Below are 25367 nucleotides of genomic sequence, written 5' to 3'. Positions count from 1 at the left end.
CGGTCAGGGCACCAGCGACGTGCGGACGCCGTACGACTCCACCAGCCGCCCCGCCTCGTCCTGCTCGTAGAGCAGGGCCGACGAGTGCCGGAACACGACCTCGACCCGGTCCTCGGGACCGAACGGCCAGGCGCGTGCCTTGCCGGAGGCAACGATCCGGCTGTCCCCGACCTGCACGATCCAGTCGCTGCTGTCCCCGCTGTACACGACGTCGGTGACGACGCCCGGGAGCCGTCCGACGTCGGGATCCGCGGGGCCGGCACCGGGTGCGGCGAGGCCCACCTCGGTCGCACGCAGGTAGAGATCGAACCGGGTGCCCGGCAGCTCACCGGCGGCGGGCAGGTCGAGGCGGACGTCGCCGCCGCCGACCACCCAGCGCGCATCCGGGTCCCGGACCAGTTCCAGCCGGTTGCCGATGCCGAGGAACCGGGCGACGTAGGCGCTCGCGGGCCGGGAGAACAGGCTCGCCGGATCGGCCAGCTGCTCCACCTTGCCCTCCTTGAGGACGGCGACGACGGTGCCCAGCTGCATGGCCTCGGTCTGGTCGTGGGTGACGTAGAGCCCGGTGAACCCGAGCGTGCGGTGCAGGTCGCGCAGCTGGTGGCGCAGCTGCGCGCGCAGGCGGTAGTCGAGGTTGGACAGTGGCTCGTCGAACAGCATGAGCCCCGGGCGGGCCACGAGCGCGCGGGCGAGCGCGACGCGCTGCTGCTGCCCGCCGCTGATCGCGGACGGGAGACGTTCGGCCAGCATCTCGCACTCGACCAGCGCGAGCGCCTCACGTGCCTGCCGGCTGCGCTCCTGGCGCGCGATGCCCCGGACCCGCAACGGGTAGGCGACGTTCTGCTCGACGGTCATGTGCGGCCAGAGCGCGTAGTTCTGGAAGACCATGCCGATGTCCCGCTTGTGGGTGGGCACCTGGATGCGCCCGTCGCGCCCGAACATCAGCCGGCCGCCGATCTCGATCGTGCCGCCGTCCGGTGTCTCCAGACCGGCCACGCAGCGCAGGAGGGTGGTCTTGCCGCAGCCGCTCGGCCCGAGCAACACCACCAGCTGACCCTCCGCGACGGTGAGACTCAGGTCGTCCACGGCCCGCACCCCGGCGGAGCCGAACGTCTTCATCAGCCCGTCGATCCGTACTTCGCTCACTCGGTGCTCCAGGAGTGTGAGGGACCCCTGTGAGTGGGGACAGTCGCCTGGCGACCATCGCCACTCACAGGGGTTCAGATCTTGTCGACGGTGTTGCCGCCGGCGATGAGCCATGAGATGCCGATGCCGATCAGCGTCACCGCGAGCATGAGCAGTGACAGGACCGCCACGTTCGGCGCTGTGCCACTGACGGTCTCGTCGTAGAGCAGCGAGCCGATGACCCGCCGCGTCGGGGAGGTCACCATGAGGGACACGGTGAACTCGTGCGCGACGATGATCGTGATCAGCGCGGCGGACACTCCCAGCCCGCTGCGGATCAGCGGGAAGGTGATGCGCCATGCCGTGCTCAGCGAGCCGGCCCCGGAGACCCGCGAGGCCTCGGAGTACTCGGGCCCGATCGCCGTGAGGGCGGAGAGCTGCGGCCGGATCGCGAAGGGGATCGTCAGGGTCACGTAGGCGACGACGACCATCGCGGTGGTGCCGTACAGGGTGAACGGCGGCTCGGAGTAGGTGAAGAGGAACGCGAAGCCGAGCAGGGACACCGGCATGCAGAGCGCGATGCTGGCGAGGACGTCGATGGGCAGCCGGATCACGCCGGGCACCCGGGTGCGCCGCAGCAGCGCGACCGAGACGAGGTAGCTCAGCGGCAGGACCGCCACCAGCGTCAGCAGCAGCGCGGTGAGCGTCGTCGTAATCGCGTCGACCGTGTTCTGGTTGCCCCACACCGCCGCCCAGTTGTCCAGTGTGAACGTCGACGGGGTGATCCGGCCCGACCAGAACGGCGACAGGGAGACGGAGACGAGCGCGACGAGCGGCAGGACGACCGCGACGACGAGATAGGTGACGATCGGGACGAGGGCCCAGCCCGAGGTCTTCAGCCCGACCTGGCGGGTGCGGGCCGAGACGGACACGTAGCGCCGTTCGTCACGCAGCGCGCGGCGTTGGATCAGGATCACGCCCAGCCCGATGACGAGCAGCGGGAACGCGAGCGCTCCGCCGAGGGCGTAGTCGACCGGGTAGTCGGCGGAGACCTTGTAGACGGCCGTGCTGACGACGTCGATGCGGTCCGGGGTGCCCAGCAGAAGCGGGACGGTGAACTGCCCGAGCGCCAGCAACAGCACGATCGCGGTGGAGTACACGAGCGCGGGCCGCATCATCGGGAGGGTGACCGTGCGGAACGTCCGCCACGGGGACGCGCCGCATGCCGCGGCCGCGGCCTCGAGCTCGGCACCGCGCTGCCGCAGGCTCGCGCTGACGAACATGAACACGAACGAGGTCAGGATCGTCCCGGCCATCAGGATGATGCCGGTCATGGAGTACACGTCCAGCGGCCCGCTGTCCCCCGAGCCGACGCCCCACTCCCGCAGGTACTGGTTGATGATCCCGGTTCGCGGCGACAGCAGGTAGGACCAGCCCTGGACGCTCGCGACCGAGGGCATCAGCAGTGGCACGACCGGCAGTACCGACATCACCTTGTACCACCGCGGCGGCACCCGCGTGATGCACCACGCGAGACCGGTCCCGGCCACCACCGCGACGATCGTCGAGCCGACCGCGATGATCACCGTGTTCAGGTAGACGCGCCCGAGATCGCGGTAGCCGAGCAGCCGGTCCACCGCCCCGGACAGGTCCTCGGCGACCCGTGCCTCGAGCTTGATCAGGGGCCAGAGGATCAACGCGGCCATGAGGAGCGCGAGCAGCGCCCATCGTCGGCCTGCGGGTTTCGCCCGGGACCCGGCCGGCGTCTGCGCCGGCCCCGTCGCGGCGTTCCGTTCCTGCGTCAGCGTCACGTCTGGAGTCCTCACTCGCGGTTGCACGGACGCGGACCGGCGGGCCGCGCGCGGACGCGTCCGTCCGCGGCCCGCCGGGTCCGCTCAGCCGAGCCGCATCTTCGCGTTCCAGAGGTCGGTCACCCAGGTCTTCTGCTCGGGGCTCAGCACCCCGTCGACGACCGTCGCGCCGTCCGGGATGGAGCGCATCGTCGCCGGGACGGTGCCCAGGTCGGCGAGGGCGAGGGGGGTGAGCAGCGAGCCGCTGCCGTTGAGCGCGATCTGGCCGGCGGGCGAGAGCAGCCAGTTCTGGAACACCTGGGCGGCGTTCGGGTGCTTGGCCCAGCCGACCACGGCCGCGGTCACCGGCGTCGAGATGACGGGGTCGAGGGTCACGAACTTGACCGGCGCACCCTTGGCCGCGAGCGCCTCGATCGTGCCCTTGATGCTGTAGGCACCGACGGCGACCTCGCCGGAGGCGATGTCGGTGGCGATCGTGGAGGGCGTGGTGTAGAGCCGGGGCTCGAGACCGGCGAGCTGAGCGACCGCGCCGTCCCCGCCCATCTCCTTGGCGGCGAAGTACCACCACTGCTCGGCGGCGGGCGAACCGGTGCCCGGGACGATCCCCAGCGCTCCCTTGAGCTGCGGCTGGAGCAGGTCCTTGTAGGTCGTCACCGAGGGGTTGCCGAGCTTCGCGAGCTGTTCGGTGTTGATCCCGGCACCCAGCGGGGTCGCGGCGACCAGGACGTACGCGCCGTCGGCGTAGACGTGCTCGCTGCCCTTCCAGTACTTCTCCAGGGCCGGACCGGTGGAGGCGACCAGCGCCCCGCGGTTCGCCTCGAGCCAGGGCTTGGTGGAGACGGTGATGACGTCCGCACCGACCACGCCACCCCCCTTCTCGGCGTCGAGCTTGGTCGTGAGCTCGCCGGAGGTGTACTTGGAGACGACGAGCTTGATGTCGGGGTAGGCCTTCGCCCACGCGGCCTCGAACGCAGGGTTGACGCCGTCGGAGTTGCTGTAGAGGACGACCTGGCCCTCCTGACGGGCGGCGTCGACCACGGACTGCCATGCCGGTCCGCCGCCCTCGTTCGGGCCGATCGCGGATCCGGCCGTCTCGGCCTGGCCACCGCCGGACCCGCAGGCGGCGGCCAGCAGCAGTACTCCTGTGGCGAGGGCCGCCAGGACGGCGGACCCGCGCTTTCGGGGAGAGAGCCTCATTGCCGTCTTTCTCCTCATCTTCGGGGCACGGACGGCGGCTGCCGGCGACCGGATTCGCACCGATGATCGGTACGGGAGAACCGGACAGCGTGCAGCAACTCGTCCGTTGAGGTGGGGCGTGCTGACCGGCTGGGACACTGACGCTTCGCTGGTTACACTTGTCCCTGCAACGTAGCCAGAATCGTATCGAGCGGATACTTTTCCGTCAATATTGGATCCGAACTGGACGCGGCCGGTAGCGCCCACAGCGGTTGCTGCAGGTGCCGTTCGCGCTGCGGCCTGCGCGGCCGGCGTTCCACGACGGGCTCGCCGCGACCCGGCCCGGCCGCGTCGCGCAGAGCGGGGCGCCCTGGCTGTCAGCCGCGCAGGGCGGCCGCGAGCCACTCGAACGCCGGTGCGGCAGGCTGCCGGGCGGGCCACCCGTTGAGCACACCGAGCAGCACCCAGTAGCGCTCGACCCGACGGTCGGTGAACGTCTCGAGCCGGCCCGCGAGCGCGAGGCGCCCGGCCCGGTCGAGCCCGCCCGCGCCGACGCGGGCGAGTACCTCCTCGGCCGCCGCACTGCCCGCCACCACGCCCGCGGCGAGCGCCGCGCCGCAGTGCTCCACCACCAGTGCCGCGTCCGGCCCGGGGTCCTCGGGCACGGTCTGCGACGAGCCGACGACGGCCATCTCGCGCACCCGGGCACGGAAGGACTCGTCGCCGACGAGCTCGGCCAGCTGCACCCAGGCCTCGACCTGCTCGGTCGTCGGATCGTCGGGCAGCTCGGCGGGCAGACTGCGCATGGCGGTCGCGATGCCCGATCCGGGCGCGTCGGGATCCGTGCCGGCGAAGGTCGCGTCCACGAACTCGTCGATCAGCTGCTGCCGCTGCGCGGCGGACAGTGTGGCCAGGTCGTTCATCAGTGCCATCTCCCTCTCTGTGTGGTCGCCGCGCGCGAGCAGCGTGCAGATCGCACGCTGGGTCCGTAACGCGCGGATGCGGTCGTCGATCGCGCGGACGTGGGCGGCGGCGACCTCGTCGACGCCGCGGGTGCGGTCGAGCACCGCACGCACGGCATCGAGGCCCAGGCCGAGCTCGCGCAACGTGCGGACCAGGTCCAGCCTGGCCACCGCGGACGCGTCGTAGCGCCGGTAGCCGGCTGCCGAGCGGTCCGTCTCGGGCAGCACGCCCTCGTCGGACCAGAAGCGGATCGTGCGGGCGGACACGCCCGAGCGGCGCGCGAGCTCCCCGATGGTCAGGCCGGTCATGACGGGAAGCCTGAACCTTCCAGTGGGTGGAAGGTCAAGCCCGATCCGCAGCGGCGCCGTCGGTACCCCCGACGCCGGGCGTCCGGGTCGTCCTCGAGGACGTGGTGGTCGTGCGGCGCGAGCGACGGGGCCGCCGGACCGGGACCCACGAGCGAACGGGCCCGGTCGTGTCCCGGTTCGCCGATCCCGACCGCAGAGACACCGGAGATCGGGTGCGGCGGGCGCTACCTCCCGGGCGGAGCGAGATGAGCCAGGCAGGCGCCGGGTTCCTCGAAGGGCACCAGGCTCGTGACCGAGACCGGAGCCTTCAGCTCCGCGAGCGCGCCCTGCATCAGGCCCAGATGTACCCGGCAGACCAGATCACGCTGCGGAACGGCGAGCTCGAGGAACGGACAGTGCCGCAGCCGCACGACGTCCGGCCAGTCGGCCGCGTCCACGCCGTCGGGTCGGGTGTGGACCGGTTCCGGGGCGAAGTCGAGGTCGCCGAGCATCGTGAGGAGCTGCGTCAGGGCTGCGTCCGGGCGAACCGCCCGCGCCGGAGCCGGCCGGGGAGCCAGGTAGGCGCCCCAGGCACGGCCCGCGGTCGTCGCCTCGTCGGCCGCATCCTCACCGCGGAGCTCGAGGTGGCTCAGCAGGATCTCCGCGAGCAACTGGTAGCGGCGGGCGGTGCCGCGGGCCTGTCCGGGCCGGGCCCGGTAGGTGTGGCGCGGGCGGCCGCGCCCGGCGGGAGCACCCGTCGCGCAGTCGAGCACACCGTCGGCGACCAGCGCGTCGAGGTGGAACCGTGCCGTGTTCGGGTGGATGCCGGCCGCGCGCGCGACCTCGCCCACCTCGACCGGTTCGAGGGCCTGCTGCACGATCTCCAGGATCTGCTCGCGGCGCTCACTCATCGGCCGCGGCCTCCGCCGGGTGCTCGGACAGGCCGCTCACCAGTACGGTGTCGGCCGCGAGGGGCCCCAGCTTCGCGGCCCCGCCCGGGCTGCCGAGCGGGGCGGCGCGCCCGGGAAGGGCCGTCGTGAAGAAGGCGGCGTTGTCCTCGAGGTGGGCAGCCCAGCGGTCGGGCAGGTCGTCCTCGTAGAAGATCGCCTCGACAGGGCACACCGGTTCGCAGGCCCCGCAGTCGACGCACTCGTCAGGATGGATGTAGAGGGACCGTCCGCCCTCGTAGATGCAGTCGACCGGGCACTCGTCGACACATGCCCGGTCCTTGACGTCGACACACGGCAGCGCGATCACGTAGGTCACAGGTCTCCTCCTCGCGACGTGCCCCATTAGACACGAAAAACTCTTGTAAAAATAGTTTCCCGTTGGTGGACTGCCCTCGTCGGTGATGCCACCGGCGCACATCGACCGTCCGGGAACCGACAGCCGGAGGCGGGCAGACAGGAGCGCGACGTGTCGTCAGCAACCGATATCCACATCCTGGGCACCGAAGACGACCCGGCACGGCGAGCACAGACGCTGCTCCTCGACCGCGACGCGGAGATGCTCGCCGACCTGGCGGCGAAGGTCGAGCTCGCCACCGGGTTCGGCCTCCCGTTGGCACGCAGGGAGGAGGCCCAGGACTCACTGGTCGAGTTCTGCTCGTCCCGGCTGCGCCGGCACATGGAGGCGACCGATCGCGTCCTCTACGCGGTCGCCGCCGGTGCCGAGGAGACCCGGCTGCTCGTGCGGTCCCTGCGGCTGCAGCACGAGATGATCCGGAGTCGCGTCGCCCGCCTCGGCCGGGCGGACACGGCCGACGAGCTGAACGAGGCCGCCCATGCCGGGCTGACGCTGCTGCGGTGCTGCGCCGAGATCGAACGCCTCCTCCTGTTGCCGGCACTCGCCGAGCTGCCGGGAGTCGATCTCGCGGACCTGGCCGAGGACGTGGTCACTCTCCTGACGTGGGGGCACCTCGAGATTCCCGAGGTGCTCGACGTCCGCGAAGTCCCCCACGGACGACGCCACCCCCGCATCTTCGGCATCTATGCCCGCCTCGCACCCGGAGAGTCGTTCGTCCTGGTCAACAACCACGATCCGAAGCCGCTGCACCGACAGTTCCAGGCCACCTATCCGGACCAGTTCGACTGGACCTACCTGGAATCCGGTCCCGCGCGGTGGCGTGTCCGGATCACCAGAACACTCCCGGAGGCCTGACCCTCGGTGAGGCCCCATCCCCGAACCGGGTGCCCGGGACCGAGCGCGTCCCCAGAAACGACCGGGTGCCGGCCATCCGCACGTCGAGGTCCTCGGACGGCACCGAGGCCCGCGACAGCGCGTGGTAGGCGTCCTGCATCGGAGGTACCTGTCCGCGGTGCCGGCCGCCGGCGTGGTCGTCGCTCACATCGATCGCGAAGAGGACCGCGCCGGTCCCCCGCGCCAGCGACACCCCCGTCCCGACGACTCGTGGATGCGGCAGCCGCGCTGTCCGAGCTCGGCAGTCCCGCCATCGACCATGCCCGCGACGAGCCGCGGCGGGCAGGTCGCGGGTCCGCAACCTCGGCCGGGTCCGCGTTCCACCACTCGGTAGATCTCGCGCATCGTCCGCTCGGTCGGGGGCGCGCCGCGACGCGGGCCCGCCGGTAGGTAGGAGCGAGCCGGTCGGCGAGCCCTCCGCCGACGGCCTGGCCGGCTGCCGTCGGTGCGTCGTGCACGCCACCGTCTTCGGCCGCCGACTCTCGGCAGCGTACAGCGCGAGCCGTCCGGCCGATCCGGACGGCCACACCGCTCCCATAGCCCTGCCACCGCTGCGACGTTGCCGGGCTTCGGCAGGTAAGGCGCGGATTGTCGGTACGTCATCGCCCGTGCGCCGGCGCCGGTTCCGGGGCACCGTGGACGACGTCCAGGTCGGCTACTCCCGCATGCAACCCGACGCCCGACTCCGACGCGAGGCGCCGGGCCGCGACGCACGAAAGGAAACCCTCGTGACGGCCCAACGGCTGCCCCGGCTCGACACCGACACGAACGGTCGCGTCGTGCGCGATCCTGGGACGGCTCGCGACCTGCCCGCAGCGGGGCGGCACAGCAGCCGGCCCACCCGGGTCGCGGCCGGCTGGAGGGCATGAGGTGGCAGTGATCCCGGCGCTGCTGCGGCTGCGCCTCGCCGTTCATGCCGACCTCGCGCACGCCGAGGCCGTCGCACTCGCCGCGATCGCGATCCACGTGCCGGCGAGCCTGGAACTCGACCTCATCCCTGCGCCCGACGCCCGTCCCGGGGTCGGCACGGGGTCGATGCGTGTCTGGACGTACTCGCTGCGGCTGCGCGCAGGATCGTTGCGGTCGGACGTCGGGCCGGAACAGCTCGTCGACGCCGCGGGGCATGCAGCCGACCAGGCTCTGCTCGCCGAGTACGGCGCACCCGCCGCGGCAAGCGCGGTACCGGTCCGCCCCGCCGGGCAACTCGCGATGTGCCGGCGCGCCGCGGTCGGGATCCCGGCCCGTCCCGGCATCGGCTGATCCGCCACCCCTGGTCCGCCCGCCAGCAGCAGGCGCCGCGGAGAGCGTGACGGCCACGGCGACACCGAGGACGGCGGCCAGCAGGAGCCGGACGAGCCACATCGGCATGCCGCTCCCCCTCTCCACGGTCCTCGACGTCCACCGGCCGGGTCGTGGTGCTCAGGTCGGGACGTGGGTGTCGGCGCCGCCATCGGGTCCAGCACCCGATCTCGGGCGCGCCCGTTCCCGTAGCCGGTCGCGCGGTCGCCCCCGAGGGCGCGACCGGCGTCAGGGCTCGACCAGCCCGGCCCTGATGGCGCACCTCGCCAGGTCCAGCCTGTGATGAACAGCGTCTCGGTGATCTCCTTCGACGAGTGGTCGGGATCGCCGTACAGCAGGCCACGGGGTTCGTCCGGAGCGATCCGGCAGCGCCCCCGCCGGTGCCGGGATCTCGCTGTTCAGCAACGGACTTCGCGCGTTGGACCAGGTCGGGCTCGGCGACGCGGTACGTGCGCTCGGCACGCCTCCGGCCGTCCCGTCCGGGCTGCGCACGCCCGACGGCCGCTGGCTGCTCGGCGCCGCCGACGACACCGGACCGGAGTTCGTCGTCGTCCACCGCGCCGAGCTGCACCGCATCCTCACCACCGCCGCCGCGCCGGTTCGTCCGGCCACCGTCACGCGGGTCGACACGCCCGTCCACTCGGCGACGGTCGTGACCGACACCGGTGAGACCACCGAGTTCGACCTCGTGATCGGCGCCGACGGCGTCGGCAGTGCGATCAGACGTACCTGGCCGGAGGACCCCGGCATCCGCTATGCGGGCTACACCGCCTGGCGCGGCGTGACCGACGGTCCGTTCGAGACCCCGCGGCCGGGGAGACGCTCGGGCGTGGCGGGCGGTTCGGGATCGCCCCGATGCCCGACGGACTCATCTACTGGTACGCCACCGCGTCGGCACCGGCCGACTGGCGGGTCCCCGACGAGCGGGCCGAGCTGATCCGCCGGTTCGATGGCCGGCACGAGCCGATCCCCGCGCTGGTGCACGCCGCCCGCGCGGATGCCGTCCGCCGCAACGACATCCTCGACCTGGCCGCGCCGCTGTCCACACTGGTCCACGGCGGGGTCGCGCTCGGGGGCGACGCCGCGCACGCGATGACGCCCGACCTCGGGCAGGGCGGCAACCAGGCGCTCGAGGACGCCGTCACCCTCGCCGCGCTCGTGGCCCGCGAACCGGGGATCGACGCCGCGCTGGCCCGCTACGACACGACGCGGCGAGCACGAACGGCCAAGATCGCCCGCCGCTCACGGCAGATCGGCAGTGTCGCCCAGGCGCGCGGCCGGCTGACGGGGGTCGCCCGGGACACCGTGCTCCGCCTGACGCCCGCGACCCGGGTGGCCCGCGCCGCCGACCGGCTGCAGGCCTGGTGCCCGCCGTCCTGACCGCGCCGACGCCGCCTCACGCGCAGCCGGTGAGCGCCGCGGCCCGGATCGCGGGACGGTCCGGCTTGCCCTGCTCGGTGAGGGGGACACGGTCGACGGGCAGGACGTGCAGCGACCCCGCCACCTCCGGCCCGTGCGCGGCGGACACCGCGACACGACACGACTCGCCGTCGACGGTCATGCCCTGCCGAGCCTCGACCGCGGCGATGCGGACGTCCCGCTCCGGGTCGGTGACCAGTACCGCGTACCGCACCGACGGCAGCCGGCACAGCGTGTCCTGCAGGTCCACCGTGGCGACCCCGTCCGGCGCGCCGATGTCGGACTCGCGGCCGAGCACCCGCAGCATGCCCTCGGCGTCGAGCTCGCCGAGGTCCCCGGTGCGGTACCAGCCGTCGGCGTCGACAGGAACACCGCGCCGGCCCCGATCACGTGGGCCGCGTACCGCACGGCGAGCGCCTCCGGGCGGTTCGGGGCCAGCAGCGCGACGAGGTCACCGCGGCCGACGCCGAGGCGATCGAGTGCCCGCGCCGTCCGCCGGATCGTGGCCAGCAGCTCGGAGCCGGTGGTGTCGACGTCGTCGCGGCGCAGCACGGCCCGCTCCCCCGCCGCCTCGAGCACGGCGACGAGGTCCTCGATGTACACGGTCACGGTGTCCTCCCGATGTCGGTGGCGACACCGCCGCAGGCGCGGCTCCAACTCCGGTCCAACCCGCGCGACCGCGGCTCGTCGGTACGCATCCGCTCGACGACGCCGGACGCCTCACCCCGTTGCAGCGGGAGGCGCTCGACAGGACGCGCGTCGGATCCCCCCGCGGGCGGCTCCGGGACGTGCGGGGCCGCGGCCGGCGCACGGTGGCGCCGGCCGCGGCGGTGCGGCGTCGTCAGCCGGGGGTCGGGATGATGTTGTTGTTCATCTGGAAGAAGTTGTCCGGGTCGAGGTCGGCCTTGATCCTGCCGAGGCGACGCAGGTTGCGGCCGAACGCGGTGTCGGTGCCGGCCTGCAGGGGCTCGTCCTGCCTACCGGTGAAGTTCAGGAACACCCGGCCGTTGCCGTACTTCGTCATCTCCTCCCAGGCCGACCGGCCCCACGCGATCGCGGCCTCGTCCTGCTCCGGGTCGCTCCACATCGTGTCGAACGAGACCATCCACGGCGAGGTCCGTTCGGCGAACGCGGTGGCCTCCGGGTCCACGGCGTGTACGGCGCCGCCCAGCCGGAACGTGTTGACCAGGGTGATCGGACCGGGCCGGTCCGCCGCGCGCCGGGCGAGGGTGTCGATCGCGTCGTCGGAGAGCTCGTCGAGGTACTGGGACTTCCAGTAGGCCCGCAGCGCGCCCCGGGGGAAGAAGGGGTCGAACGAGGCCTGGACGACCGCGTAGGGCATCGGCTGGGACAGGTCGAACAACGGCGTGCCGAGCTCGCGCAGTGGCTGCAGCACCCGCATCCCCTCGTCCGGGTCGGGTCCGCAGTGGACCGCGGCGACGATCGCGACGGGCCGGTCGTGGATGATTTCGGGCATGCCGGGGGCCGCCGGGAAGGTCATCGTCACGACGAACGTGGTGACCTCGTCCGGTGCGGCGGCGGCGTACTCGCGCCAGCTGCGCTCGACCGTGCCGAGGTCCTCCAGGGGGTACATGACGCCGGCGAACGCGACGATCGGGCCGACCGGGTGCAGCCGGAACGTGAAGGAGGTGACGACGCCGAAGTTGCCGCCGCCGCCGCGGATCGCCCAGAACAGGTCGGCGTCGTCGGTCTCGGACGCGGTCCGCACGCTGCCGTCGGCACACACCACCTGTGCCTCGACGAGGTTGTCGCAGGACAGGCCGTACTTCGCGTTCAGGTGGCCGTAGCCGCCGCCCAACGTCAACCCGGCGACCCCGGTCTCGGACACCCGCCCGAGCGGTGTCGCCAGTCCGAAGGCCTGGGTCTCCCGGTCGACGTCGCCCAGGAGCGCCCCGCCCTGCACCCTCGCCAGCCTGCGCTGCGGGTCGACCATCACGCCGCGCATGCCCGACAGGTCGATCAGCAGACCGTCGGGGACGCTCGACAGCCCCGCGACGGAGTGGCCGCCCGCCCGGACGCCGACCAGCAGCCCCCGTTCGCGGGCGAAGCGCACCGCCTCGACGACGTCCGCGGTCCCGGTGCATCGCGCCGTCAGCGCGGCGGGGTCGCCGTACATGGCGTTCCACTCCGGGCACGGCTCGGGCGCACCCGGGTCGGTGCCGCCGAGCACGACGGTCCCGCGCAGGGCCGCGTCGAGCTCGTCGAGAACGTCGTCGGACAGGTGCTCGCGGGCACCGTCGGCCCGCAGGAGCGTGACGGTCATGGCGCACCTCTCAACCCGGCCGCCCCGTGGGCGGCCGCGTGACGTGCCGATCGCGGAAGCGAGCGGGTGGATGAAGGCACGGCCGTGGGCGGGCCAGGCTACCGTTCCCGGCACCGGGCCGAACGGGCCGATCGGCCCGGTTGTGCGGCGGCCCGCTGCGCCGGACGACGGCACAACCGGGTGGTGTGCGGTGACCGTCCCGGTCCATCCTGGGGTGATCGGGCACGGGGGGCCGACATGAGGGTCGTCATCGCGGGAGCCGGGATCGGTGGGCTGACCACCGCCCTGCGCCTGCACCGGGAAGGGATCGACTGCGAGGTCTACGAGCAGGGCGAGCAGCTGCGCGAGCTCGGGGTCGGGATCAACGTGCTGCCGCATGCGGTCAGGGAGCTCGCGGCGCTAGGCCTGCTCGACCGGCTGGACGAGGTGGCGATCCGGACCACCGAGCTGTCCTACCGGCACCGGTTGGGGCAGGAGATCCTGCGCAGGCCGTGCGGGCTCGACGCGGGGTTCGCCCTTCCGCAGTTCTCCCTGCACCGGGGCCGGTTGCAGGGGGTGCTGCTGCGGGCGGTGCGCGAGCGGCTCGGTGCCGACGCGGTCCGGACCGGGCACCGGGTGGTCGGCGTCGAGCAGGACGCGGACGGGGTGCGGCTGCGGTTCGTCGGCCGGTCCGACGAGGCGTGCGGTGACGTCCTCGTCGCCGCCGACGGGATCCACTCGACGGTGCGGTCGCTGCTGTTCCCCGACGAGGGCCCGCCGCGGTGGAACGGCGTCATGATGTGGCGCGGCGCCACCGACTGGCCGGAGTTCGGGGCGGGCCGGTCCATGCTCGTCGCCGGCGGGACCGCGGCGAAGCTGGTCGTCTACCCGATCGGCGAAGGCCTGCGGCCGGGCACGAAGCTCACCAACTGGGCCATCTGCATCCGCACCGGCCGACCGGGTGACCCCCCGCCGGACCGGCAGGACTGGTCGCGCCCGGCCGACCGGGCCGACCTGGAACGGCACGTCGGCCGCTTCCGCCTCCCGCACGTCGACCACGTCGGTCTCGTCCGGGCGACCCGCGAGGCCTTCGAGTTCCCCATGTGCGACCGCGACCCGCTGCCCCGCTGGACGCACGGGCGGGTGACCCTGCTCGGCGACGCCGCCCACCCGATGTACCCGATGGGCTCCAACGGCGCGGGCCAGGCCGTCCTCGACGCGGCCGCCCTGGGCGCGTGCCTCACCGGGCACGCCGACCCGCAGCGGGCACTCGCGGCGTACGAGGACGAACGGCTGGCCGCCACCGCCGAGGTGGTCCTGCGCAACCGGGTGGGCGGGCCGGAAGGCGTCATCGACGAGGTCGAGCGGCGCGCGCCCGATGGCTTCTCCCGGCTGGAGGACGTGATCGACGCCGCCGAGCTCGAGGCCGTCGTGACCGCCTACGCGCAGCTGACCGGCGCCTCCGCCGAGCAGGTCAACCGCTGACTCAGGCCCCCTCCACCGAGCCGGGCGGCAGGAACTGCACGTCGCACTCGGCGGACAGGCGCACCACCTCGTCCGGGTCGGTGAGGTCGTGGAGCTTGTCGAACAGCTCGGCGAGCCGGCCGGCCGGGCTCACCCAGAACAGCGCGCGGGTCGGTGCCTCGCCGCGGTTGTAGTAGGCGTGCGGGAGGTTGCGCGGCATCCGGACGGTGTCCCCGGGACCTGCCGTCTCCCACTGCCCGTCGAGGTAGAGGGTGAACACCCCGTCGAGGACGTAGATGTGCTCGTCCTGGGTGGGGTGCACGTGCGGTGGCACGCCGGTGCCGGGCGGGTCGAAGGTCTCGAACGCGAAGCTCGACTCACTGGCCGCCTTCATGAGGTAGGTGTGCCCGAGCACGTTCCACACCCGCTTCTGCATGCCCTCCTTCGCGAGCGTGATGCCCTTGGGCAGTGGGCCGAGCACGATCTCGTCGCCGAACATGACGCCTCCTGACGGCTGGTTCGCTGTCCGCTTGACACTGCGCACCCCGACTCCCCGCACTCTGCGCCATGGGGCCGCGGATGTACATGCGGACGCGAGCGGCCGGCCGCGTCCGCCCAACCGAAACGTAACGCGGCGCAACGTGCCGGCAACACCACGACACCCCTCGCGAAACACCCCGCCGCAACTCTCGTATCCGAAGTTCGTATACGAGATCGCCTCGCCGCGAGTACCCGCGAAGGAGTGTCCACCATGACGGCGCACCCGCCCGGCACGACGGAAGACCCCACGGTCGTCGGAGGATTCGTCCCGGTCGTCGACGTCGGCGGCCGTGACGGATCGCCCGCGCGCCGCCGCGAGATCGCCCGGGCCATCGACACCGCATGCCGCGAGTCCGGGTTCTTCGGGATCGTCGGGCACGGTGTGGATCTCTCGCTGATCCAGCGCGTGCACGACGTCACCGTCGACCTCTTCTCCGCCCCCGACGAGGACAAGGCGGCCCTGCTGGTCCCCCCGGACGACCCGACGCTGCGCGGCATCTTCGCCCGCGCCGGTTCGGTCTCCGCCGCCGAGGACATCACGACCTCGCCGGACCTCTGCGAGCTGTTCACGATGAACCAGCTCGGCGAACCGGGTGTCGCCGAGGTCGCCGGCCTGGGTGACGCCTACGACGTCTGGTCGCGGCCCAACGTCTGGCCCGAGCGGCCGGCGGGGTTCAAGGAGACCTGGCTCGAGTACTACCGGCAGGTCTCCGACCTCTCCGCCGACCTCATGCGGCTCTGCGCCCTCGGGCTCGGGCTCGACGAGGAGTTCTTCACCCCCTTCGTCGACATCCACAGCTCGAACCTCACCGCGAACTGGTACCCGCCGGTCGACACCGACCCGCTGCCCGACCAGTACCGCAAGGGCCCGCACAGCGACTGGGGCACGCTGACGATCCTCTACCAGGACAACTGCGGCGGTCTGCAGGTCTTCGACAAGGCGGGCGACTGGATCGACGTCCCGGTCGTCGAGGGCGGGTTCGTCGTCAACATCGGCGACCTGATGGCCGTCTGGACCAACGACGAGTGGGTCTCCACCAAGCACCGGGTGCTGGCGCCGACCGGTGAGATGGCCCGCAAGCCCCGGGTGTCGCTGGCCTTCTTCCACCAGCCGAACTGGTCGGCCGACATCGAGTGCCTGCCGTCGTGCCAGGGGCCGGGCAAGCCCGCCAAGTACGCACCGACGACGTCGGGCGCCTACCTGCTGCAGAAGATGGAGAGCGCATTCGGATCCGCGGAGTGAGCGACATCCTGCAGCCGGGCGACGCCCACGGGGACGTGCTGCGGCTCGACCGCGTCACGAAGTCGTTCCCCGGGGTCCGTGCCCTGCGCGACGCGAGCTTCACGGTGGCCTCCGGCGAGGTGCACGCGCTGCTCGGCGAGAACGGAGCCGGCAAGTCGACGCTGATGAAGATCGCCTGCGGCGCACTGGCGCCCGACGCCGGCACCGTCCACATCGGCGGCGTCGCACTCGGCCGGCACACCCCGCAGGCGGCGCGGGCGCTGGGGCTGCGGGTCCTGCACCAGGAGCGCCAGATCGCGGCGCACCTGTCGGTCGCGGAGAACGTCCTGCTCGACCGGGTGCCCACCGGTCCGCTCGGGCTCGTCGGCAGGCGACGCACGGAGCGGGCCGCCCGCGCACTGCTCGACGAGCTGGGCATCGGCCTCGACCCGGGGCGCTCGGCGGCGGACCTGAACGCCGCCGAGGCGCAGCTCGTCGCGCTCGCCCGGGCCCTGTCCGCCGGCGCGACGGTGCTGGTCCTCGACGAGCCGACGGCGTCGCTGCAGGGCGACGAGGTGCGCGTGCTGTTCGACATCGTGCGCACGCTCGCCGGGCGCGGGGTGGGGATCGTGTTCATCTCCCACCACCTCGACGAGGTCTACGCGATCGCCGATCGCGTCACGGTGATGCGCGACGGGGCCGTCGTCGGCACGGTCCCCGCGGCCGGCACCCGCCCCGACCAGCTCACCGCCATGATCTTCGGCCAGTCCGTGGACGTGTCGCGGGCCGCGGTCCGCGCGGGCCTGCCCGTCGTCGTGCGCGGCGAGCCACTGGTCGAGGTCGACGACATCCACCTCGGCCGGACCGTCAACGGCGTGAGCCTGACGATGCACGCCGGCGAGGTCGTCGCGCTCACCGGTCCACTCGGCAGCGGCGCGTCCGAGGTGGCGCAGCTCGTCGCGGGTGCCCGCGGGCCGTCGGCCGGCCGGATCACCCACGCGACCGGTGCCGCGCGGACCCGCCCGCCCCGGACGCGGCGCGACCACGCGAGGTGCGGTGTGGCGTTCCTGCCGGCCGACCGCAAGCACGCGGGGGTGCTGCTGGAGCACTCGGTCACCGAGAACGTCGCGCTGGGCGACCGGGTGACGTCACGGCGTGTCCTGCTCCGGCGGCGCGAGGACCGGCGCCGGGCCGCCGAGCAGGTCCACCGGCTCGGCATCCGCGTCGCCGACGTCCGGCAGCGGGTGCAGACGCTCTCGGGCGGCAACCAGCAGAAGGTCGTGCTCGGCCGCTGGTTGGCGGTGCGCAGCAGGGTGCTCGTGCTCGACGAACCGACCGCCGGCGTCGACGTCGCGGCGAAGGTCGAGATCTACCGGCTGCTGCTGGCCGCCGCGGCCGACGGCGCCGCCGTCCTCATCGTCTCCTCCGACTTCGAGGAGATCCACGCACTCGCCGACCGGGTCCTGGTGGTGTGCGACGGCCGCGTCGTCGCCGAGCTCCCGGGCCACGAGGCCGACCCGCACCGGGTCATGCAGATCGAGATGGAGGGGCGGTCGGCATGACGGTCTCGGAAGAGCAGGTCACCGCAGGAGCACTCGCCGAGCCGCCCGCCGGTCCGCGCAGGTCGATCCTGACGCGGCGGGGCGGGCCGAACGACCTCCTACGGTCGGCGCTGCCGCTGGTCGTCGTGATCATCGCGTTGTCGCTCTTCACGAACTCGCACAACGCGTCGTTCCTCACCGGCGACAACATCGACAACATCCTGGTGCAGAGCGCGGTGCTGGGCATCCTGGTGGTCGGGCAGACGTTCCTGATCATCGGCGGCGAGGTCGACCTGTCGGTCGGCAGCATGGTGTCGTTCACCAGCGTGCTCGGGGCCTGGATGTACACCCACGGCTGGTCGCCGGTGGTCGTCGCGGTGATGCTGCTGGTCGTCGGTACGGGGGTCGGGCTCCTGTGGGGCCTGCTGGTCGCCCACGTGGGCGTTCCCTCGTTCATCCTCACGGTCGGCGGGCTGGGCTTCTTCTCGTCGCTGGCGCTGATCCTGTCGCAGAACCGGCCGATCAGCGTGGCCAGCGTGCTGGGCGACCTCGGTTTCGCGACGTGGCTGGGCCTGCCCGCGCTCGCGGTGATCTTCCTCGCCGTCTGCGTGGTCGGTGCCGTCGTCCTGCACTCCACCCGGTTCGGCAGGCAGGTGTTCGCGGTGGGCTCCTCCGAGCAGACCGCCTTCCTCGCGGGCCTGCCCACCAAGCGGATCACGGTGACGCTCTTCGTCGTCAACGGCCTGCTGGTCGGGCTGGCCGGCATCGTCCAGCTCGCGCGGCTCAGCGCGGGCGACCCCACCTCCGGCGCCGGGCTGGAGCTGTCCTGCATCGCCGCCGTGGTGCTCGGCGGAGCCGCCCTCACCGGCGGCCGTGGCTCGATGATCGGCGGGCTGCTCGGGACGCTGCTGTTCGGCGTCATCTCGGCCTCGCTGGTGTTCCTGAACATCGGCGGGTCGTGGAAGGACTTCGTCACCGGCGCCGTCCTGATCTTCGCCGTCACGATGGCCGCCGCGTCGTACAAGCGCGGCAGGCGCAGCACCGACACGGCGCGCACGAGACGGAGGTTGCTGTCCCCCGCGACCGGAAACAGCACGACGCGTACACCGCGCCGCTGACACCGCGCCGCGCAGCGGCGACCCGCACGCTCCCCGTCCTCGCGACGACCGAGGCACCACCCCACCCCGAAGGAGTTCGTCATGCCCATTCCCGGCCGCCGCACCGCGGGCCCGTCCGCTCTGCTCGCCGCCTCCCTCGAGCGCCGCAGGTTCCTGCGGCTCGGCGCCGCGGGCACCGCGCTGGGCGCGCTCGGGCTGACCGGCCTGGTCCAGGCCTGCGGTTCCCCGGACGGCCCGTCGACGGCGACCGGCAGCGGAGGCGGCGGCACGAAGGTCATCGGCATCTCGCTCAACGTCGCGAACGCCTACTCCTCCTACGTCGCCGAGGGCGTCTACCAGGCGCTGAAGGGCGGCGGCTACGACGCGCGGATCGCGGTCAACAACGCCAACAGCACCACGGAGCTCACGAGCATCCAGAACCTCGTGTCCGCGGGGATCGCCGGGCTCGTCGTCCTGCCGGTCAACGCCGACACCGCGGCCAACGCCGCCAAGCTGTGCGCGGGCAAGGGCATACCCTGCGGTATCGCCCAGTGGCCGACGAAGACCGCCGACGCTCCCGCCACGGCGATCGCCTGGGCCGACTGGACCCAGAAGGGCCGGGACATGGGCGAGTACATCAAGGCCCACGCCAGACCCGGGAAGCTGATCGTCGTCCAGGCGATCCTCGGTCAGCAGTACACCGAGCTCATCGACGCCGGCCTCGACGAGTCGCTCGCCGGCAGCGGCTTCACCGTCGCCGTGCGCGAGCAGGGCTTCTACGACCGCACGAAGGCCACGAACATCGTGCAGAGCGGCCTGCAGGCCCACCCGGACGCCACCGGGATCCTCACCTACGCCGCCTCCATGGGCGACGGCGTCGCGCAGTACCTGCAGTCGATCAAGAAGTCCGACGTCGTGCACGTCAGCAGCGACTGCGACGAGGAGATGCTGACCTGGCTCAGGACGCCCTACCTCGCGGCGACGTCGTTCCACTCCGCCGCGCAGAGCGGCCTGCTCGTCGCGCAGGCCGTGCGCACCAAGATCGAAGGAGGGTCACCGACCTTCCTCAACGAGTTGACATTGGCGACCGCCACGGGCGACAACATCGGTGACGTCATCGCCACGACGCCGTTCGAGTACCCGGAGTTCGCCGGAAAGGTGACCGTTCAGTGACCGCAGTACCCCAGCTCCGCCGGCAGTCGGACGTGTCGCGGTGACCGTCGTCGACATCGTCAAGCGCACGACCAGCAGCCCCGACGACACCGCACTCGTGAAGACCCTCGCCGACGCCGGCTACTCGACCGCGGACGTGGTGGCGCTCGTCGCGAAGACCGAGGGCAACGGCTGCGTCAACGACTTCAGCCGCACGCTGGCCGACCACACCTGGGACGCCGTGCTGCCCGCCGACGCCGTCACGGTGTTCTCGGGTGGGACCGAGGGCGTGCTGAGCCCCCACGCCTCCGCGTTCGTCGGCACCGACCGGCCCGCGGCCCCCGAGGGCGCGCTCGTCGCCGCCGTCGGCCGCACCGCGTCGATCCCGATCGCCGACCTCGGGCGCGCCGGACAGGTCCGGGCCGTCGCCGCCCGCGTCCGCGAGCTCTGTGCGGACGCCGCGCTCGAGCCGGGCGACGTCCACCTCGTCCTGGTCAAGTGCCCCCTGCTGACGACGGAGTCGATCAGCCGCTGCCTCGCCGACGGCGTCGAGCCCGCGACCCGTGACACGCTGCGTTCCATGGCGATGTCGCGGGCGGCGAGCGCGCTCGGTGTCGCCGTCGCACTCGGTGAGATCAGCGAGCCGGACGCGGCGGCGGCGCTGCGGGGCGAGGCCGACGTCTGGTCGTCGGTGGCGTCGATCAGCTCCGGCGCCGAGCTCGACGACTGCCACATCCTCGTCCTCGGGAACTCACCCGCGGCGCACGGTCCGCTGCGCGCCGTGCACGGTGTCATGCGCGACGCGATGGACGCCCGGACGGTCCTCGACCTGCTCGACCGGGTCAGCGCCGACGGGGGTGAGGTCGTGCAGGTCCTCGCGAAGGCCGAGGCCGACCCGTCGGGCTCGATCCGCGGCAGGCGCCACACCATGCTCACCGACTCCGACCTGTCCTCGACCCGGCACGCCCGCGCGGCCGTCGGGGGGCTGCTGGCAGGTCTCGTCGGCGACAGCGCCATCTACGTGTCCGGTGGCGCGGAGCACCAGGGCCCGCCCGGTGGCGGTCCGGTCACCGTCGTCTACCGGGTTGCGTCGTGATCGGGGACCGGCCTGCGGCGCCGCCGGCGGAGCCGGACGCGACGCACTCCCCCAAGCCGCTGCGCGACCTGATCGCCGACTCGATCCGCGAGCAGGTGATCACCGGTGCGATCAAGCCCGGACGGCGCATCCGCGAGGACGAGATCGCCCAGGATCACGGGGTGTCCCGGGTACCCGTGCGGGAGGCGCTGCAGAAGCTGGAGAGCGAGGGCTACCTGACCCTCACCCGGTACCGGGGCGCGACGGTGACCATGCCCTCGGCCGAGCGGGCCCTGCAGGCCATGGAGGTCCGGCGGGGGCTGGAGGTCATGGCCGCGCGGCTCGCGGCCCGCGCCCGCGGCGGGCCCGCCGCGGCCCAGCTGGTGCGGCTGGTCGAACGCGGCAGCCGGGCGGTCGACGAACGCCGCTACAAGGCCATCCCCGAGCTGGTCTCCCGGTTCCACGAGCTCGTCGCCGTGGCCAGCGGGAACCCCGAGATCGTCCAGATCCTCGCGCTCTACCGCGGCAAGGTGGACTGGATGTTCTCCGTCGACCTCGAGGACCGCGCGGAGGGCTCGTGGGACGACCACGCCGCGATCCTCGAGGCCATCCTCGCCGGCGACGAGGAGCTCGCCGGCAGGCGGATGGACGAGCACACCAGCAAGGACGAGGACGCGTGCCGCAGGCACGTGCACCAGGAGGGCACGGCCGCACCGGCGGCCGGCCGCCGGGCCCGCAGCACCAGGACGTCGACGGGAGGCCGATGATGACGACGCCGCACCAGATCGTTGCCGATCCCTACACCTGGCCCTACGACGGCGCGCTCGACGTCGCCCGCACGGCGCTGCTGTGCATCGACTGGCAGACCGACTTCTGCGGGCCCGGCGGCTACGTCGACGCGATGGGCTACGACCTGCAGCTGACCCGGGCCGGGCTGGCCCCGACGGTCGCCGTGCTGGAGGCGGCGCGCCGGGCCGGCATGCAGGTCGTCCACACCCGGGAAGGGCATGTGCCCGACCTGTCGGACTGCCCGCCGAACAAGCTCTGGCGGTCCCGCAGCATCGGCGCCGGCATCGGCGACCCCGGGCCGTGCGGCCGGATCCTGGTCCGCGGGGAGCCGGGCTGGGAGATCGTGCCGGAGGTCGCCCCCGTCGCCGGCGAGTGGGTGATCGACAAGCCCGGCAAGGGCGCCTTCTACGCCACCGACCTCGACCTGCGGCTGCGGACCGCGGGGATCACCCACCTGATCCTCACCGGCATCACCACCGACGTGTGCGTCCACACGACGATGCGCGAGGCCAACGACCGCGGGTACGAGTGCCTGCTGCTGCGCGACTGCACCGGCGCGACCGACGTCGGCAACTACGCCGCGGCCCTGCACATGGTCACGATGCAGGGCGGGGTCTTCGGGGCGGTCGCCGCCTCGGCCGACCTGCTCGCCGTGCTGGACCCGGCCGCGGACGGACCCGCGTGATCGGGCCGGCCGACGTGGGCGACCCGGCCGTCACCAGCGAGGTGCTGGCCGTCTTCGAACGCTACGAGGACGCGCTGGTCGCCGGTGACGCGGCGACGCTCGACGCGATGTTCTGGGACAGCCCCGACACGATCCGGTTCGGTGTCGCCGACCGCCAGCGCGGGTTCGGCGAGCTGGCCGCCTGGCGGGCGACGCAGGGGCCACTGCCGGGCCGCGAACGCCGGCAGACCCACGTCGCGACGTTCGGGGCAGATCTCGCCGTGGTCACGACCCTGTTCTCCTATCCGGGGCGCCCTTTCGAGGGCAGGCAGTCCCAGACCTGGGTCCGGCTGGCCGAAGGGTGGCGCATCGTGTCGGCGCACGTGTCGGAGACGCCGGTCCCGCCGGAGGCGCTCGATGGGTGAGGTCGTCGACCGGGCGCTGCGGGCGCTGAAGGCCGCCCACGGCGGCCCGCCGGAGGTCTGGATCACGCTGCGCGACGAGGACGCCGTCGTCCGCAGCGCCACCGAGGTGGAACGACGGGTGGCCGACGGGCAGCGGCTGCCGCTCGCGGGCATGACCGTCGCGGTGAAGGACAACATCGACGTCGCCGGCGTCGAGACGACGGCGGGGTGCCCGGCCTACGCGTACCTGCCCGCCGGCGACGCCCCCGCCGTGGCAGGGCTGGTCGCGGCCGGCGCCGTGGTGATCGGCAAGACGAACCTCGACCAGTTCGCCACGGGACTCGTCGGGACCCGGTCCCCGTACGGGGTCGTCCGCAACGCCGTCGACCCGCGGTACGTGTCGGGCGGCTCGAGCTCCGGGTCGGCCGTGGCGGTGGCCCTCGACCAGGTCGACGTGGCGCTCGGCACCGACACCGCGGGATCGGGCCGGGTGCCGGCGGCGTTCAACGGCATCGTCGGGCTCAAGCCCACCCGCGGGCTGCTCAGCACCCACGGGGTCGTCCCGGCCTGCGCCTCGCTCGACTGCGTGTCGGTCTTCGCCCGCTCCGTGCCCACCGCGCACGCCGCCGCCGTGGCCGCGTGGGCGGGCGACCCGTCCGCGGCCGATCCGGGGCGCCGGCCGCCGGCCCGGCCGCCGGGCCGCGTCCGCACCGTCGGCGTCCCGGACCCGGCCGAGCTCGACCTGTCCGACGAGTACCGCCCGGCGTGGGAGGCCACGGTCGAGCGGCTGCGGGCCGGCGGGGTCACCCTGCGGCCGCTCGCCATGGCCGACCTGCTCGCCGCCGGTGCCCTGCTGTACGAGGGCGGCCTGGTCGCGGAACGCTACGCCGCAGTCGGCGCCTTCCTGGCCGCCCACCCCCACGAGGTGGACCCGACGGTGCGCGCGATCATCGGCTCGGCCGCCGAGGTCCCGGCGCACCGGCTGGCCGCGGACCTGCACCGGCTGGTCGAGCTGCGGCGGCGGACCGCCGAGCAGTTCCGGAGGTTCGACGCGTTCGTGCTGCCCGCGACCCCGCTGCACCCGCTGATCGAGGAGGTGGCGGCGGATCCGGTGGGGGTCAACCAGCGGCTGGGAACCTACAACAACTTCTGCAACCTGCTCGACCTGTGCGCCCTCACCCTGCCGGCGGGACGCACCTCCGCCGGGCTGCCGTTCGGGGTGACCGTCTACGCCGGCGCGTTCGCCGACGCGGCGCTCGTGGAGTTCGGCAGCGCGTTCACCGGGGACGCGCCGGGTCCCTATCCCGTCCCGCCGCGCCCGCTGGGGACCCCGGACACGCCGCACCGGGTCGCGGTGGCCGGCGCGCACCTGCGGGGGCAGCCGCTGAACGGGCAGCTGCTGCAGCTCGGTGCCCGGTTCCTCGAGCAGACCACGACGGCGCCGAAGTACCGGCTCTACGCCCTGCCCACGGAACCCGCCAAGCCGGGACTGGTGGCGACCGACGACGGGGACGGCGTCGCCGTGGAGGTCGAGGTGTGGGCCATGAGCGACGCCGGCTTCGCGGACCTGGTCGCGAGCGTGCCGCCGCCGTTGGCGATCGGGCGCGTCGAGACCGCCGCGGGTGACGCGCTGCCCGGGTTCGTGTGCCAGGCCGGGCAGCGTCGCGGCGCCGACGACATCAGCGCGTACGGCGGATGGCGGGCGTACCTGCGGGGCGACCAGGGCTGAGGGCAGGGGCGACGCCGGGGCCGCACGCTCCACGCGGCCCGGCGCGCACGCGGCGGGCCGGACGCGGTCACGCCGACGTCGTGGCCGCCGCCGGTCCGTGCCGGGCCGCCGTTTCCGCGGCGGTCGCCGTCACCCCGCGGACGTGCGCACGACCGCCACCGGGCAGTGCGCCGTCCGCAGCAGGCTCCGGCACAGCCGGCCCGCCGGGCCGCCGAGGCTGCGGCGTCGCGGCTGCACCCCGACGACGAGCAGTGCCGCCCCCGAGGACGCGGTGACCAGCGCCGACTCGGCGTCGGCGGGATCGGCGACGTGCCGGATCGGCACCTGTGGGTCGCCGCCGGCGATGCGGTCGTCGGGTGGGACCGCGACGCAGCCGGCATGCACGACGAGCAGCCCGCTCCCCCGCCGCCGGGCTTCCTCGTAGGCGAAGGCCGTCGCCCGGCGGCCTGCGGCCGAGCCGTCGGCGGGCACCACGACCCCGGCGGTGTCGGCCCCGGCGCGGTCGGTTCGCGGCTCGATCTCGCCGCGGACCACGACGACCGGGCACAGCGCCGTCGCGGCCGTCGCGGCGGCGACCGACCCGAGCACGACGGTCCGCATCGGCCCCCGCCCGCGGGTGCCGACGACGACCAGCCCCGCCCACTCCGACTCCGCGTGCAGCGCCACCGGCGCCGAGCCGCCCCGCACCTGCCGGACGATCTCGACACCGGGCGCCACGTCCGCCGCGACGTCGGCCGCCTCGTCGAGCGACTCGACCGCGGCGCCCGCGATGGCGTCCCGGGCCCGCGACGGGCCGACCTGGTCGAGGCCCATCGGCTGGAAGACCGGCGCGACCGTGGCGATGACCAGCCGCAACGCCCCTCCGCGGCGGACGGCCTCGCGCGCACCCCAGCGGACGGCACGCAGCGCGGGCTCCGTCCCGTCCACCCCCACGACGACGGTCCGACGGATGTAGGCGATCAGCTCGCCCGCCACGACGTCAGAGCCCGTCCAGGACGCCGCGGACCCACGCCGGGGCGCGGTCCTCGGCGGGGGCGTCGCACCCGGAGACGTCGGCGTCGGCGCGCGGCACGTCGGCGCGCGCCCGCGTCCCCGGCGGGCGGCCGAGGGCGCGGTGGCGGACGAGGACGTCGGGCACGTCGTCATCG

Annotated in this window: 25 protein-coding genes and 1 pseudogene; 14 read left to right on the top strand and 12 right to left on the bottom strand. The window is 73.4% G+C overall.

The window, feature by feature from the left end; genetic code table 11:
* Positions 1-3: 3 nt before the first annotated feature.
* From PSD17_RS06720 to fdxA, 6 genes are all read right to left on the bottom strand, one after another.
* Positions 4-1146: an ABC transporter ATP-binding protein gene (locus tag PSD17_RS06720; protein WP_013675321.1), complete on the bottom strand. Its 1143-nt coding sequence runs from the start codon at positions 1144-1146 to the stop codon at positions 4-6.
* 74 nt (positions 1147-1220) lie between these two features.
* Positions 1221-2936 carry an ABC transporter permease gene (locus PSD17_RS06715; RefSeq protein ID WP_339122146.1) on the bottom strand — a complete coding sequence of 572 codons (1716 nt, stop codon included), beginning with the start codon at positions 2934-2936 and terminating at the stop codon, positions 1221-1223.
* Positions 2937-3020: 84 nt separating this feature from the next.
* Positions 3021-4133 (bottom strand): extracellular solute-binding protein, encoded by a 1113-nt coding sequence (locus PSD17_RS06710; RefSeq protein ID WP_339122145.1) that lies wholly within the window; start codon positions 4131-4133, stop codon positions 3021-3023.
* Positions 4134-4489: 356 nt separating this feature from the next.
* Positions 4490-5383, bottom strand: coding sequence for a helix-turn-helix domain-containing protein (locus PSD17_RS06705; protein ID WP_013675318.1), 894 nt, complete (start codon positions 5381-5383; stop codon positions 4490-4492).
* A gap of 224 nt (positions 5384-5607) precedes the next feature.
* Positions 5608-6273 carry a helix-turn-helix transcriptional regulator gene (locus tag PSD17_RS06700; RefSeq protein ID WP_013675317.1) on the bottom strand — a complete coding sequence of 222 codons (666 nt, stop codon included), beginning with the start codon at positions 6271-6273 and terminating at the stop codon, positions 5608-5610.
* Positions 6266-6628, bottom strand: a complete 363-nt coding sequence (gene fdxA, locus PSD17_RS06695) for a ferredoxin (RefSeq protein ID WP_013675316.1) — start codon at positions 6626-6628, stop codon at positions 6266-6268. Before fdxA ends, PSD17_RS06700 begins: the two co-directional genes overlap by 8 nt.
* Before the next feature lie 150 nt (positions 6629-6778).
* Here fdxA and PSD17_RS06690 point away from each other — a divergent pair, with 150 nt between their 5' ends.
* The 4 genes from PSD17_RS06690 (at position 6779) to PSD17_RS06675 (ending at position 10240) form a co-directional block, all read left to right on the top strand.
* Positions 6779-7522 carry a DUF2249 domain-containing protein gene (locus PSD17_RS06690; protein WP_339122144.1) on the top strand — a complete coding sequence of 248 codons (744 nt, stop codon included), beginning with the start codon at positions 6779-6781 and terminating at the stop codon, positions 7520-7522.
* Positions 7523-8431: 909 nt separating this feature from the next.
* Entirely contained in the window at positions 8432-8821 is a 390-nt protein-coding gene (locus tag PSD17_RS06685) for a hypothetical protein (protein ID WP_013675313.1), read from the top strand.
* A gap of 457 nt (positions 8822-9278) precedes the next feature.
* Positions 9279-9797, top strand: a complete 519-nt coding sequence (locus PSD17_RS06680) for an FAD-dependent oxidoreductase (protein WP_339122143.1) — start codon at positions 9279-9281, stop codon at positions 9795-9797.
* Entirely contained in the window at positions 9716-10240 is a 525-nt protein-coding gene (locus PSD17_RS06675) for an FAD-dependent monooxygenase (protein ID WP_339122142.1), read from the top strand. The genes PSD17_RS06680 and PSD17_RS06675 overlap by 82 nt, the downstream gene beginning before the upstream one ends.
* Positions 10241-10256: 16 nt before the next feature.
* Here the strand turns inward: PSD17_RS06675 and PSD17_RS06670 are convergent, their stop codons facing one another.
* From PSD17_RS06670 to PSD17_RS06665, 3 genes and pseudogenes are all read right to left on the bottom strand, one after another.
* Positions 10257-10586: a hypothetical protein gene (locus PSD17_RS06670; RefSeq protein WP_041759713.1), complete on the bottom strand. Its 330-nt coding sequence runs from the start codon at positions 10584-10586 to the stop codon at positions 10257-10259.
* Between the two features lie 65 nt (positions 10587-10651).
* Positions 10652-10831 (bottom strand): annotated as a pseudogene (locus tag PSD17_RS35305) (AMP-binding protein); the annotation flags it as partial.
* Between the two features lie 289 nt (positions 10832-11120).
* Entirely contained in the window at positions 11121-12563 is a 1443-nt protein-coding gene (locus tag PSD17_RS06665) for an FAD-binding oxidoreductase (protein ID WP_013675312.1), read from the bottom strand.
* A 237-nt stretch (positions 12564-12800) separates the two neighbouring features.
* Here PSD17_RS06665 and PSD17_RS06660 point away from each other — a divergent pair, with 237 nt between their 5' ends.
* The gene (locus tag PSD17_RS06660; protein WP_339122141.1) at positions 12801-14027 is read left to right on the top strand and encodes a flavin-dependent oxidoreductase; all 1227 of its coding nucleotides are present in this window, start codon (positions 12801-12803) and stop codon (positions 14025-14027) included.
* Position 14028: 1 nt separating this feature from the next.
* Here the strand turns inward: PSD17_RS06660 and PSD17_RS06655 are convergent, their stop codons facing one another.
* Positions 14029-14505: a cupin domain-containing protein gene (locus tag PSD17_RS06655; RefSeq protein ID WP_013675310.1), complete on the bottom strand. Its 477-nt coding sequence runs from the start codon at positions 14503-14505 to the stop codon at positions 14029-14031.
* Between the two features lie 252 nt (positions 14506-14757).
* Here PSD17_RS06655 and PSD17_RS06650 point away from each other — a divergent pair, with 252 nt between their 5' ends.
* The 9 genes from PSD17_RS06650 to atzF all read left to right on the top strand — a co-directional run bounded on the left by PSD17_RS06650 (position 14758) and on the right by atzF (position 24219).
* Positions 14758-15789: an isopenicillin N synthase family dioxygenase gene (locus tag PSD17_RS06650; protein ID WP_339122140.1), complete on the top strand. Its 1032-nt coding sequence runs from the start codon at positions 14758-14760 to the stop codon at positions 15787-15789.
* The gene (locus tag PSD17_RS06645) at positions 15786-17330 is read left to right on the top strand and encodes a sugar ABC transporter ATP-binding protein (protein WP_339122139.1); all 1545 of its coding nucleotides are present in this window, start codon (positions 15786-15788) and stop codon (positions 17328-17330) included. The genes PSD17_RS06650 and PSD17_RS06645 overlap by 4 nt, the downstream gene beginning before the upstream one ends.
* Positions 17327-18427 carry an ABC transporter permease gene (locus PSD17_RS06640; RefSeq protein ID WP_339122138.1) on the top strand — a complete coding sequence of 367 codons (1101 nt, stop codon included), beginning with the start codon at positions 17327-17329 and terminating at the stop codon, positions 18425-18427. Before PSD17_RS06645 ends, PSD17_RS06640 begins: the two co-directional genes overlap by 4 nt.
* Positions 18428-18508: 81 nt before the next feature.
* On the top strand, positions 18509-19579 hold the full coding sequence (locus tag PSD17_RS06635; protein WP_013675306.1) for a sugar ABC transporter substrate-binding protein: 1071 nt from the start codon (positions 18509-18511) through the stop codon (positions 19577-19579).
* A 40-nt stretch (positions 19580-19619) separates the two neighbouring features.
* Positions 19620-20654 carry a ring-opening amidohydrolase gene (locus PSD17_RS06630; protein ID WP_013675305.1) on the top strand — a complete coding sequence of 345 codons (1035 nt, stop codon included), beginning with the start codon at positions 19620-19622 and terminating at the stop codon, positions 20652-20654.
* A complete protein-coding gene (locus tag PSD17_RS06625) occupies positions 20651-21400 on the top strand; it encodes a GntR family transcriptional regulator (protein ID WP_013675304.1) in 750 nt (249 codons plus the stop codon). The genes PSD17_RS06630 and PSD17_RS06625 overlap by 4 nt, the downstream gene beginning before the upstream one ends.
* Complete coding sequence (gene biuH, locus PSD17_RS06620; RefSeq protein ID WP_013675303.1) at positions 21400-22107, top strand: biuret amidohydrolase; 708 nt, start codon at positions 21400-21402, stop codon at positions 22105-22107. Before PSD17_RS06625 ends, biuH begins: the two co-directional genes overlap by 1 nt.
* A complete protein-coding gene (locus PSD17_RS06615; RefSeq protein WP_339122137.1) occupies positions 22104-22511 on the top strand; it encodes an AtzH-like domain-containing protein in 408 nt (135 codons plus the stop codon). The genes biuH and PSD17_RS06615 overlap by 4 nt, the downstream gene beginning before the upstream one ends.
* Complete coding sequence (gene atzF / locus PSD17_RS06610; protein WP_013675301.1) at positions 22504-24219, top strand: allophanate hydrolase; 1716 nt, start codon at positions 22504-22506, stop codon at positions 24217-24219. Before PSD17_RS06615 ends, atzF begins: the two co-directional genes overlap by 8 nt.
* A 129-nt stretch (positions 24220-24348) precedes the next feature.
* Here atzF and PSD17_RS06605 read toward each other — a convergent pair whose 3' ends face one another.
* Positions 24349-25194 (bottom strand): universal stress protein, encoded by an 846-nt coding sequence (locus PSD17_RS06605; protein ID WP_013675300.1) that lies wholly within the window; start codon positions 25192-25194, stop codon positions 24349-24351.
* Between the two features lie 4 nt (positions 25195-25198).
* Positions 25199-25357, bottom strand: a complete 159-nt coding sequence (locus tag PSD17_RS06600; protein WP_013675299.1) for a hypothetical protein — start codon at positions 25355-25357, stop codon at positions 25199-25201.
* Positions 25358-25367 lie beyond the last annotated feature (10 nt).

It is taken from the genome of Pseudonocardia sp. D17 (genome assembly GCF_036984265.1).
Classification (GTDB): Bacteria; Actinomycetota; Actinomycetes; order Mycobacteriales; family Pseudonocardiaceae; genus Pseudonocardia; species Pseudonocardia benzenivorans.
This window is presented reverse-complemented; position numbering and strand designations above follow the sequence as displayed.

Coding starts and splice junctions, on each gene's coding strand:
- PSD17_RS06710 (WP_339122145.1), bottom strand. CDS start 4,133: ATGAGGCTCTCTCCCCGAAAGCGCGGGTCCGCCGTCCTGGCGGCCCTC.
- PSD17_RS06705 (WP_013675318.1), bottom strand. CDS start 5,383: ATGACCGGCCTGACCATCGGGGAGCTCGCGCGCCGCTCGGGCGTGTCC.
- PSD17_RS06700 (WP_013675317.1), bottom strand. CDS start 6,273: ATGAGTGAGCGCCGCGAGCAGATCCTGGAGATCGTGCAGCAGGCCCTC.
- PSD17_RS06675 (WP_339122142.1), top strand. CDS start 9,716: ATGCCCGACGGACTCATCTACTGGTACGCCACCGCGTCGGCACCGGCC.
- PSD17_RS06670 (WP_041759713.1), bottom strand. CDS start 10,586: ATGCTGCGGGTGCTCGGCCGCGAGTCCGACATCGGCGCGCCGGACGGG.
- PSD17_RS06665 (WP_013675312.1), bottom strand. CDS start 12,563: ATGACCGTCACGCTCCTGCGGGCCGACGGTGCCCGCGAGCACCTGTCC.
- PSD17_RS06660 (WP_339122141.1), top strand. CDS start 12,801: ATGAGGGTCGTCATCGCGGGAGCCGGGATCGGTGGGCTGACCACCGCC.
- PSD17_RS06655 (WP_013675310.1), bottom strand. CDS start 14,505: ATGTTCGGCGACGAGATCGTGCTCGGCCCACTGCCCAAGGGCATCACG.
- PSD17_RS06650 (WP_339122140.1), top strand. CDS start 14,758: ATGACGGCGCACCCGCCCGGCACGACGGAAGACCCCACGGTCGTCGGA.
- PSD17_RS06640 (WP_339122138.1), top strand. CDS start 17,327: ATGACGGTCTCGGAAGAGCAGGTCACCGCAGGAGCACTCGCCGAGCCG.
- PSD17_RS06635 (WP_013675306.1), top strand. CDS start 18,509: ATGCCCATTCCCGGCCGCCGCACCGCGGGCCCGTCCGCTCTGCTCGCC.
- biuH (WP_013675303.1), top strand. CDS start 21,400: ATGACGACGCCGCACCAGATCGTTGCCGATCCCTACACCTGGCCCTAC.
- atzF (WP_013675301.1), top strand. CDS start 22,504: ATGGGTGAGGTCGTCGACCGGGCGCTGCGGGCGCTGAAGGCCGCCCAC.